Source organism: bacterium, assembly GCA_021159335.1.
Classification (GTDB): domain Bacteria; phylum UBP14; class UBA6098; order B30-G16; family B30-G16; genus JAGGRZ01.
In genome coordinates, this window is the sequence record JAGGRZ010000038.1 from 1 (window position 1) to 9,027 (window position 9,027).

The following is a 9,027-nucleotide window of genomic DNA, read 5'->3' on the forward strand; positions in this document are numbered from 1 at the left end:
AACTTTACTGGAAATTGTCTAAAGCACCAAATAATGTTTAGTGGACCTAAGATTTATCATTAAACATTTTCTGATATTGTTTGATTTTATCTATATTTAATTTTAAATCCTTAGTAATTAAATCATTAATGTAATTATTAAAATTAGTATCTTTTATTTTTACCAGTATTTTAAGTAATTCATATTTTTTTACTGGTAAAATTACAGTTATCTTTTTTTGGTTCATAATTTAATCCTCCATATAATTAATTGTATTAATACTATAAGATTATCAGATTTTAAGATTATTGTCAAGTTCTGATTATCTTACTATCTGATTATCTTTATACAATTATATCTTGCATATCATATAACCAATTAAATCTTAGTTCCACTAAACATTATCAAACGATTTATTATTTTAAATTTAAATGTCTAATTGACCTAACTTATGCCCTAAAATATAGTTAAAATCTACATCGAATAATGTTAGGCCTATGCTAAATATTAAATTTAATATTTCTGTCTCACTAGACAAAGTCTAAAGGGCCTAACATTTCTAGGAAAAAGTAGATATAATCAATAAAATAAAGCAATTGGCATAAAAATTGCAAAGGCAAAGTTAATAATAGCTAATAATGTTTAGTGGGCCTAACATTTAGCAATTTTATGCAAAAAGTATGCCAGAAAAATTCCAATGCAAAAATCATGCCAATATGCAAAAAACATTGGAAAAATGCGTTTTTTTGCAAAGGCCCATGGGGGGGCGTGGCGACTTAGGCCCATTCTAAAATATATATAGATTTCCCAATTTTTCCTTTTATTTTTTCTATTTCTTCAGAGAATGAAAAAATAGCATTTTTTTTATCCATAATACACTTTCTCTAAATTGGGATTGTGCAAAGGACACATGGCCATTTGTTTAAGCTCCAAATCTTTTATGATTAGAAACTTTCTATCAGTTCTTTTATCTTTTAAGATGTCAATCTTATAATTGGATATTGTCTCATGGCAAACAATTTCAAACCTTCTTGTTTTATTTTCACTTTCCATTCCTTTTTCTCCTTATAATCGAGTTATAAGATTAATGGTCTTTTCCAATACTTCTAATTGCATTTGTACTTTTAGAGCTTGCGCATAATCTTTCCTTTCTTTCAATTTCCAAAATAAAAGTTTTAATTTAATTTTTGCATCCATTAGGTCAGGAAGTTTTGCATATAATCTTTGTCTTAAATTTTCATTTTTGTTCATTCTGTTAGCCCCCAATAAAAACGTCCCCAGTAAGGATCTAATTTTTCAAGAGCTTCTGATGACACTATACAATCTTCAAATGATTTAGTTTTTTCATTGTATTTGCCTAATTTAATGCCGATTTTTTCTAGGAATTCTTTATCTTTATAATCGGCTATTATCCAACCTTTATAGATTATCTTTTCCATTATTTATAATATAAGACTTTTGTTTCAAAAAGTCAATAGGGTTATTTTTTAAATTTAAATTTTTATAAGGTATTGACATATTTTTTTTTCATAGTATAATGTTCATATATTTGATTTGGAGTCATATGGAAAGGATAAAAACAATAATATACAAAAATAATGCAAAAATAGATGTATCAAAATACAAATACATCCATACAACAAACGGAACAGTATTAAATTGTGAAAAAATATTTAAAAAGCTTTATTTACTTAATTTAAAAAATTCTAATAGGAGTAAAGCGCTTATATTTCATAATAATGAACATTATGGTCAATGTGAAACAACTGAATATGTATCATTAGTTTTTGATCAAATAGTCGCTTGGAAAGTATAAAAATCTAATTTGGAGTAGATGATGCAACAAATAGATAAGTTTAAGGAATGGATAAAAAAACTTTCTGTTACAGAACTTATTCTAATGCAACATGATTTAAGAAAACATAAAGAAGATAAGGAATTTCTTTATGCAGTGCTTGAAGAAATAAAAAAGAGATGTGTGAAAAAATAACGGCAATTTTAAAAGAAGAGAATTTTAAAGGTAAGTGGGAATTTTTGCCTGCTTATAGTGTGGGAATAAAAGGAGATAATCGTATTTATGGAAAAGTTATAGAACTTATTCCTGAATCTAAATGGGATTATGAAATAGTAGGAAAGATTGCACAACGGCTTTGCAATGAAATTAAAGATATTTGCAGAGTAACTATAAGAATTTAAATATTGGAGTTAAATAAATATGAATGATATTATCTTAGGTTTCATTATAGGTTTTATCATTCCATTTGGAATTTTTTATTATTTTTTTCAAAAAAATAATTAACGTCGAAATGATCTCATAAAAATAATCCTATCAATTTTTTCTAATTCTTCCTTGGTTAATCTAGGAAAATTTTCCTGTTTTTGGGATTTTTCCATTTTTTCTAATTGTTTTTGTGACCATTCGGCAAATAAAGCAAATGGTAAAAGAATCAAAATAAATGGCAATAGAATTAATAAAATCGCCATTTGAAATAATAAGCTTCCATAGCCAGCTATTAATCCAAAAATCGTTCTCATATTATATAGATAAGCATTAATTTGTTTTATGTCAAGATATTTCCAAAAAATGTTATTTTTAGCATTCTTTTGCAATAATTCTATTTTTCCTTGGTAAAAACCATCTATAATACCAATGTTCTAAATTATCTTTTAATGGCAATAAATTTTCACAAATATAAACGCCACGAGTTAATTTAGGAATTTTAAATGATAGTTTTATTCCAGCTTTTTGCAAATGGTCATACATTCTAATTACATGTCTTGCTAATGCAGTTTTCTTTATTTTTCTATGTGGAAAATGTTTTTTATAAATCTCTTGGATTTCTTCTATGCATTTTTCAGGCAGAATTAAATGGTAGCCTTCTGTTAAGCCAAGATATTTTAGGTTTCTTATTCTATTATACAATGATGATTTTCCAAATATGGAAGTTGTAAATACTACTTCTATATCAGTTCCATATTTTTCATTAAACAAATTAACTGTTTCTTTGCTTTAAGGCTGTAAATACAGCCAATTTTCCTGAAAGATATTTGGTCAAACTTCCAAAGCTAATGCAAATAGATAAATCAACAATTTTTTCATTAATTAATGAAAAATCAATTTTGCCATATTTATTTTTAATCCAATTGCTTAATTGTTTATTTAAAATAGGTGAACTGTATTGTATATATGCTAATGGAATAGTATCATGATATACAATTAAATCTAATTGCCTTCCTACTCTGCCTTTATAATACATAGATGATATGGTATTAGTAAATAACATTTTTGGAAAAATTAAGTCATATTCTTTAACTACAATTTTGTTTATATCAAAAGAATCTACTAAGGACTCCTGTAATTTTGATATTTTGTCCAACCATAATTTTATTCGTGAATCTTTTCTTTTGAATTGAATATAATATTCACGTTGTTCTTCTTTTGTTATAATTTCTTCTTTTAAGATTGGTTCTTTACATATTAGACATGGATATTTAGATTTTTTATTTATTCTTTTTATTAATGTAAACATTTTTTAGCATTACAATATGGGCAAATTGATTTAAACTGGCCATTTATATTAATCCAAGTATCATTTATATAAGTATGGCCACAATTTAAGCATTTGGAAGTTAAAGGATAAGTATTTTCATCATTATCTTTGTTTTGATTTTTTATACCATAAGAACCGTCACTTAATCTAATAATTTTTGTTGTCATAATGAAAATCCAATACTTATTTTCTTTAATACATCATTTTGTCTAAATCCAAAACCATGACCTGTTGTTTTTCTTTGAAATTTATCTAACTCTAATAAATATTTAAATTTTTCTGGATAATATTTTTTTAATGCATATAAATCCTTTTCACTTTGGAAAGGGCAAAGCCAACATGAAATTCTATTAAACTTTTCATATAATCCATAAAAATTAAACCCTTCTTTTGAGCAAATATCTAAGGTATTGTTAATATTATATTTTACTAAAGGATATACCTCTTTATGACGTTTTTTCTTCAATCTTTGAAATTCATCTGGCCTGTAGCCAACATAAAATATATAATCGTCTTTGTTTAATTCCTTTAATTTTTTATGTGCAAATTTACGCATAGGACAAATTTTTAAAACCCATGTACACCAACGGAACCTTGGCGTAGGAAAGATATATGGTTTGCCTATAAACTTTCCTCTTTTTCTTTTATATTTTGTCAAATAATATATCATATCATATTTTGCTTTTACTCTTGTGATGCCAATGTTCAAATTTTCTTTTGCCCAAATATCTATATCTTCAATTGTTTTATATACTTCATCAAATTCAGCGCCTGTATCCGCAAACAGTACATAATCTAAAGGAAGACCATATTTCTTTATTAAAATCAACATAGCTGTACTATCTTTTCCACCAGATATACAGGCAATATGCAATATGTTACTTTCTTTTTTTGTCATAACCAATTGGAATTCCAATGGGGCCTTTGCCTTTACCACGGCCTAGGCCCCTTCCTTTCCCTTTACTTCTAATTTTTGATCCTGGACATTTCTTTTTTGCCATTTTAATTCACATCCTTTGCTTATAGCATAATAATTTTGTTCAAAAATCAATTTTTATATCGCTTTCTATTTCGTTTCCCCAACAATACCAATTAGGTTTTTTCCTTCTTGCAAACAATTCTAATCTTGGTTTTGGACTAACTGGTTCTATCCATTGATATATTTCAATTGGTTTTTCGCTATGTTTACCAACTTTAGTCTGTAAAAAATTTGGCTTTTGACATCTAAATGCTCTAATTTTGCCTTTTATTCCTAATAGTAACATTTCAACCTGTCCCCTAAACCAAAAACCCATTCCCAAAAACATGATTTTTCGCCAAAATATTGCTGTTTTATATCTAAATCCCCATGCTTTCATAAGTTCTAATGCTTCTGGTAACAATGGCACAGTAGCCCAAAGCCACAAAATGCAATCTTTATCTGTTATTTTATTTATTGGAAATGTTTTTAATTTTTCTAAACTTATAACAGGATACTTTTGTGCCGCTCCACTTTTCATTGATCCACCTGCCCTTTTGTTCTTATATTGCCAAGGTGGATCTGCTAAAATTGTTTTAAATTTTAGAGTACCCATCATCTAATTATTCTCAAAAGTTATTATTTTACAACTCTTGAATCATTAAAAAATGATTCTAATTGTTTCCATTTAATTGCTTCTGTTTTTTCCAAATGTTTAAGTGCTTCTATAACTAATTTTCTATCTAGATATCTTCCAATAATTGTTTTATTTTCTTTGGAAATAATAAGAAAATATGGTTTATCAAAATAAACATCCCAATCTTTATAAGAATTTACATAAATCATCTTACCTTCTCCAATATACTATTTTTTCAATATTTTACTAAGCAAAAGAGCAATAATTAAAGTTGAAAAACTTGTAATAAAAATAATAGTTATTTCTGAAGAACTAAATTTATTTAAAATGATCGCAATTGTATTTACAACGAAGCAAGCACCTGAAATTAACACAATTGGCCATATCACTAAACAGATAGCGGCAAAAACCAAACCAATTACATTTATTATTTGTTTTTTAGAGATCATTGCTGCCCTTACGATATAAAATTATAAGTATAAATAAAATCGTATGAAAAAGTGCAGGAATTAAGTTTGCTATAAATAAATACCACAAGTGATTTATTAAACAACATAATCCATATAAAAAAAATGCGCTAAGAGATAATGCAAGAAATGGAATGCTAAATTCTTTAGAAGACTTTATTCTTAATGTTTTGATTATTTGTGGGATAGTTTCAACGGTCCACAAAACGCCTGCTAATAAGAATAACCACCATAATGTTAAATTTGTATCATAAATTCTGTCCATTTCTAAACTCCATATTTAGTATCATTTAGTATAACTATTTTTTTGTTAAATGTCAACATTAAATTTCAAATTTTTTTTAATCTTTGCATTGTAATTTTTAATGCTCCAACATCAATGTCGCAACCAATAAATCTTCTTCCCATTTCTTGACACATAAGAACTATATTTCCACCGCCAGTGAATGCATCTAAAACCAAATCATTTTCTTTAGTTGCCATTTTTAAAATTCTTTCTACAATGATTGGTGATATTTGTTCTTTGTGATATAATCTACCACGATTACAATCATCCCATAAATCAGTTAAACCTTTTATTCTATCCCAATATTTTGGCGGCCTTCCTTTGGAAAGCAACATCAAAATATTATAATTATAAGGAAGATATTTCCATGACCATCTAATTATATTTTTAACACAAATGATGTTTAAAACATCAAATCTATTTGAAAAGTGATGTGTAAATTTATACATCATTATAGGTTGCCAAAAAATTGCTAAAATTCTATAAGATTTCAAAATACGATAAAATTCATCAGCTGTATTAGAGATAAACGAATTTAATATTTTATCATCAGTTATCTTCCTTCCATTTTTTGTTAAATAACTGAATGGATAATCAGCTATTATACAATCTATACTTTCATTTTTAATTTCTTTTGTTAAATCCAATAAATCACTATGATAAATTTTCCCTAATTTATTTTGAAAGTACAATTTCATAATAAATTTGGAACCGCTTTTTTTAATCTTCTTTTCACAATTTCACAATAATCTTTATTTAATTCTATACCTATCCATTTTCTCTTTAATCTTTCTGCCACTACTGCCACTGTTCCTGATCCCATGAATGGATCAAGTACAGTTCCGCTTTTCCATCCTGCATTACAGCCGCAATCTGTCCAGCCAATGGTATAATGAATTGCTTCTTTTCTCCTTTCATATTGAAAAGCCATTTTGTCTTTGCCTTTTGCTATATTTGGTGTATCTCCTTTGTATTCTGTTTTTGTAATTCTTTCTCTTATAAAACCGCATTTTTTACAAATCCACTGTGGACAACCTACTTTTATCAATGGTTCAATCAATCGTTCTCCAAACGTAGCAAAATGTTCGATATTCTCTAATCCTAATTTTTTAGCTGAAAATGGTTCAATTGCAAGTGGCCAAACATCACCAGGATTTTTTCCTAAGGGATTAAGTTTCCATTTGTCTAGGCCTTGTCTATTGCTGCCTTTTGGATTTTTCTTTCCTCGTTTGCTTTCTCTTAAACTATCAGGATTATATTTGATTCTCACTGCATCTAAATCAAAAAAATATTTTTCATTTTTAACTAGCATAAATATAGGTTCATAACAATGAGTAAATGTATCTTTAATTGAAGACGGCGTGCTATTTATCTTGTACCATATTATGGGACCTTTTCCCCGAAGAATCCAGTTCTGTTCATCTACCATTTTAATTATTAATCTCCAATTTTGAATTGTATTACATTTATTCTTCATGTTCGTATCATGATTCCAAAACATTATTCCTGTTTTTTTCAATATTCTTTTAAGTTCAAATGTAACTTGCAACATCTTTGTAATATATTCTTCAAGAGTAGATTCCAATCCAATTTGTCTTTTTACACCATAATCTCTTAAATTCCAATATGGAGGGCTAGTGATAATACAATCTACACTTTCATCAGGCAAATTTTTTAATACATCCAATACATGTCCTTGATATAAGATTCCAAGTTTTGTCTTAAACCATTCTTTCATAGTAATTTTGGAACTACTTTCTTCAGTCTTTCTTCGCCTATTTTACAATATTCTTCAAAAATATCAATGCATACATAATTCCTTCTTAACAATTTAGCAGCTTTGCATGTTGTACATGAACCAGCAAGCGGATCTAAAACTAAATCATCTTCATTAGTCCAAGTTCTTATATGATCAATAGCTAATTGTTCTGGGAATATAGCTGGATGTTTATATGCTATTTCATCCTTTGTGGAAAAACCATAACCAGTATTATATTTCCAAACATTACGTCTAATACTATACTCATGATAACTTATTGATTTTTTAACTAATGTACCATCTTTCAATCTTTCACTTCGTTGTCCCCATGGTTTTTCCCATTTTACTTTTCTATCTTTAATTGGATTAAATGTCTTTGGTGTTCCTTTTGAAATAACAAACATGTATTCAAAACATTGATAATATCTATTCTTTTCTGGAAAGGGATTACTATTTTTCATATAGATCATTGTATCGTGTAAGTTGAAGCCAATCTCTTTGAAATGTAATGCATATCTAAATGATGTTCCAGATTCTGAGCCGTTTATTACTGCGTCATTGCATACCCAAACTATCACACCGCCTTCTTTCATTATTCTGTATAGTTCTTTAGATAATTGTTTAAATTTTTTGAAATTCCAAATCTTATCTAATTCTTTTTCATTTGAGGTTTTATAAAACCGAACATTATCATATGGAGGAGAAGTAACGACTAAATCAATACATTGATTTGGGAGATTTTTTAATACGTCAACACAATCTCCACAAATTATTTTATTTACAAATTTGTTGTCTTTCATTTCATTTACTTTTTAAGCTTTATCCTAAATAAGCATTTTGCTCACTAGCTATTAACATAAAATTGTTATTTCCAATGAGAATGTCTAAAATTCTTTTTGCTTGTTCGAAATCAATTGCAACGATTATATATTTTTCATTTAAAATGTTATTTGTTGCTTCATAATATGAATTATTTCCTGTGCCTTCATCTTTTATGAAATAAATATCGAAATTTTTGTGATTTCCTAAAAATTGTTTCATTTTACATCTCCTAATATATCAATTTAATCTTGGTCAATTGTATGTGTTTTTTAAATTTTTGAGATGTCCAACAAATAGTTTCATCATCTATTTTACTTTCAATAAAACTATTATCCCATACTAATGATTTTTTTATGAATTTTATTGCTGCTTCTTCATCAAGGAAAGCCCAAACTTTATTTGGTTCTTGCCATAATGGAGAATGAAATATTATATATGCATATCTTTCATTCTTATTCATATTTATTTTCCTTTTCCTGTTTTTTATAAAATTCTTCATCTGCTTTGTGAATGCAATGTAAATTACAAACATGTTTTGATATATTTTCTTTAATACATTGAATGAAAC

19 protein-coding genes are annotated in these 9,027 nt (G+C 27.1%); 3 read left to right on the forward strand and 16 right to left on the reverse strand.

All coding sequences use genetic code 11. The annotated features are described in order from the left end of the window. Positions 1–46 precede the first annotated feature (46 nt). The 4 genes from J7J62_02275 to J7J62_02290 form a co-directional block, all read right to left on the reverse strand. Positions 47–226 carry a hypothetical protein gene (locus J7J62_02275; GenBank protein MCD6123980.1) on the reverse strand — a complete coding sequence of 60 codons (180 nt, stop codon included), beginning with the start codon at positions 224–226 and terminating at the stop codon, positions 47–49. 617 nt (positions 227–843) lie between these two features. After that, positions 844–1,032, reverse strand: a complete 189-nt coding sequence (locus J7J62_02280) for a hypothetical protein (protein ID MCD6123981.1) — start codon at positions 1,030–1,032, stop codon at positions 844–846. A 12-nt stretch (positions 1,033–1,044) separates the two neighbouring features. After that, complete coding sequence (locus J7J62_02285) at positions 1,045–1,230, reverse strand: hypothetical protein (protein ID MCD6123982.1); 186 nt, start codon at positions 1,228–1,230, stop codon at positions 1,045–1,047. Beyond that, a complete protein-coding gene (locus J7J62_02290) occupies positions 1,227–1,406 on the reverse strand; it encodes a hypothetical protein (protein MCD6123983.1) in 180 nt (59 codons plus the stop codon). Before J7J62_02290 ends, J7J62_02285 begins: the two co-directional genes overlap by 4 nt. Positions 1,407–1,543: 137 nt before the next feature. Here J7J62_02290 and J7J62_02295 point away from each other — a divergent pair, with 137 nt between their 5' ends. The 3 genes from J7J62_02295 to J7J62_02305 are packed head-to-tail and all read left to right on the forward strand — an operon-like array spanning position 1,544 to position 2,175. Continuing rightward, positions 1,544–1,795 carry a hypothetical protein gene (locus tag J7J62_02295; protein ID MCD6123984.1) on the forward strand — a complete coding sequence of 84 codons (252 nt, stop codon included), beginning with the start codon at positions 1,544–1,546 and terminating at the stop codon, positions 1,793–1,795. Positions 1,796–1,813: 18 nt separating this feature from the next. Continuing rightward, on the forward strand, positions 1,814–1,969 hold the full coding sequence (locus J7J62_02300; protein ID MCD6123985.1) for a hypothetical protein: 156 nt from the start codon (positions 1,814–1,816) through the stop codon (positions 1,967–1,969). Beyond that, positions 1,954–2,175 (forward strand): hypothetical protein, encoded by a 222-nt coding sequence (locus J7J62_02305; protein ID MCD6123986.1) that lies wholly within the window; start codon positions 1,954–1,956, stop codon positions 2,173–2,175. The genes J7J62_02300 and J7J62_02305 overlap by 16 nt, the downstream gene beginning before the upstream one ends. Before the next feature lie 99 nt (positions 2,176–2,274). On the opposite strand, the gene J7J62_02310 is transcribed toward J7J62_02305, so the two are convergent. The 12 genes from J7J62_02310 to J7J62_02365 all read right to left on the reverse strand — a co-directional run. After that, positions 2,275–2,514, reverse strand: a complete 240-nt coding sequence (locus J7J62_02310; GenBank protein MCD6123987.1) for a hypothetical protein — start codon at positions 2,512–2,514, stop codon at positions 2,275–2,277. Between the two features lie 58 nt (positions 2,515–2,572). After that, a complete protein-coding gene (locus J7J62_02315) occupies positions 2,573–2,971 on the reverse strand; it encodes a hypothetical protein (protein MCD6123988.1) in 399 nt (132 codons plus the stop codon). Between the two features lies 1 nt (position 2,972). Next, positions 2,973–3,509 (reverse strand): hypothetical protein, encoded by a 537-nt coding sequence (locus J7J62_02320; GenBank protein MCD6123989.1) that lies wholly within the window; start codon positions 3,507–3,509, stop codon positions 2,973–2,975. Between the two features lie 184 nt (positions 3,510–3,693). After that, entirely contained in the window at positions 3,694–4,467 is a 774-nt protein-coding gene (locus J7J62_02325) for a phosphoadenosine phosphosulfate reductase family protein (protein MCD6123990.1), read from the reverse strand. 103 nt (positions 4,468–4,570) lie between these two features. Then, positions 4,571–5,107 (reverse strand): DNA methyltransferase, encoded by a 537-nt coding sequence (locus J7J62_02330; protein MCD6123991.1) that lies wholly within the window; start codon positions 5,105–5,107, stop codon positions 4,571–4,573. Between the two features lie 20 nt (positions 5,108–5,127). Further along, positions 5,128–5,334, reverse strand: coding sequence for a hypothetical protein (locus J7J62_02335; protein ID MCD6123992.1), 207 nt, complete (start codon positions 5,332–5,334; stop codon positions 5,128–5,130). Positions 5,335–5,563: 229 nt separating this feature from the next. Then, on the reverse strand, positions 5,564–5,857 hold the full coding sequence (locus J7J62_02340) for a PQ-loop repeat-containing protein (GenBank protein MCD6123993.1): 294 nt from the start codon (positions 5,855–5,857) through the stop codon (positions 5,564–5,566). A gap of 65 nt (positions 5,858–5,922) precedes the next feature. Beyond that, a complete protein-coding gene (locus J7J62_02345; protein MCD6123994.1) occupies positions 5,923–6,576 on the reverse strand; it encodes a site-specific DNA-methyltransferase in 654 nt (217 codons plus the stop codon). Beyond that, positions 6,573–7,616, reverse strand: a complete 1,044-nt coding sequence (locus J7J62_02350; protein ID MCD6123995.1) for a site-specific DNA-methyltransferase — start codon at positions 7,614–7,616, stop codon at positions 6,573–6,575. Before J7J62_02350 ends, J7J62_02345 begins: the two co-directional genes overlap by 4 nt. Then, entirely contained in the window at positions 7,613–8,437 is an 825-nt protein-coding gene (locus tag J7J62_02355) for a site-specific DNA-methyltransferase (GenBank protein ID MCD6123996.1), read from the reverse strand. The genes J7J62_02350 and J7J62_02355 overlap by 4 nt, the downstream gene beginning before the upstream one ends. Before the next feature lie 19 nt (positions 8,438–8,456). After that, on the reverse strand, positions 8,457–8,678 hold the full coding sequence (locus J7J62_02360; protein MCD6123997.1) for a hypothetical protein: 222 nt from the start codon (positions 8,676–8,678) through the stop codon (positions 8,457–8,459). A gap of 10 nt (positions 8,679–8,688) precedes the next feature. Then, a partial coding sequence (locus tag J7J62_02365) for a hypothetical protein (protein ID MCD6123998.1) occupies positions 8,689–9,027 on the reverse strand: 339 nt, incomplete at its 5' end.

What these genes read in the sequence shown, in the direction of transcription:
- J7J62_02350 (MCD6123995.1), bottom strand. Translation starts at nt 7,616, where the DNA reads ATGAAAGAATGGTTTAAGACAAAACTTGGAATCTTATATCAAGGACAT.
- J7J62_02340 (MCD6123993.1), bottom strand. Translation starts at nt 5,857, where the DNA reads ATGGACAGAATTTATGATACAAATTTAACATTATGGTGGTTATTCTTA.
- J7J62_02295 (MCD6123984.1), top strand. Translation starts at nt 1,544, where the DNA reads ATGGAAAGGATAAAAACAATAATATACAAAAATAATGCAAAAATAGAT.
- J7J62_02320 (MCD6123989.1), bottom strand. Translation starts at nt 3,509, where the DNA reads ATGTTTACATTAATAAAAAGAATAAATAAAAAATCTAAATATCCATGT.
- J7J62_02305 (MCD6123986.1), top strand. Translation starts at nt 1,954, where the DNA reads ATGTGTGAAAAAATAACGGCAATTTTAAAAGAAGAGAATTTTAAAGGT.
- J7J62_02275 (MCD6123980.1), bottom strand. Translation starts at nt 226, where the DNA reads ATGAACCAAAAAAAGATAACTGTAATTTTACCAGTAAAAAAATATGAA.
- J7J62_02330 (MCD6123991.1), bottom strand. Translation starts at nt 5,107, where the DNA reads ATGATGGGTACTCTAAAATTTAAAACAATTTTAGCAGATCCACCTTGG.
- J7J62_02345 (MCD6123994.1), bottom strand. Translation starts at nt 6,576, where the DNA reads ATGAAATTGTACTTTCAAAATAAATTAGGGAAAATTTATCATAGTGAT.
- J7J62_02355 (MCD6123996.1), bottom strand. Translation starts at nt 8,437, where the DNA reads ATGAAAGACAACAAATTTGTAAATAAAATAATTTGTGGAGATTGTGTT.
- J7J62_02285 (MCD6123982.1), bottom strand. Translation starts at nt 1,230, where the DNA reads ATGAACAAAAATGAAAATTTAAGACAAAGATTATATGCAAAACTTCCT.
- J7J62_02335 (MCD6123992.1), bottom strand. Translation starts at nt 5,334, where the DNA reads ATGATTTATGTAAATTCTTATAAAGATTGGGATGTTTATTTTGATAAA.
- J7J62_02300 (MCD6123985.1), top strand. Translation starts at nt 1,814, where the DNA reads ATGATGCAACAAATAGATAAGTTTAAGGAATGGATAAAAAAACTTTCT.
- J7J62_02360 (MCD6123997.1), bottom strand. Translation starts at nt 8,678, where the DNA reads ATGAAACAATTTTTAGGAAATCACAAAAATTTCGATATTTATTTCATA.
- J7J62_02280 (MCD6123981.1), bottom strand. Translation starts at nt 1,032, where the DNA reads ATGGAAAGTGAAAATAAAACAAGAAGGTTTGAAATTGTTTGCCATGAG.
- J7J62_02310 (MCD6123987.1), bottom strand. Translation starts at nt 2,514, where the DNA reads ATGAGAACGATTTTTGGATTAATAGCTGGCTATGGAAGCTTATTATTT.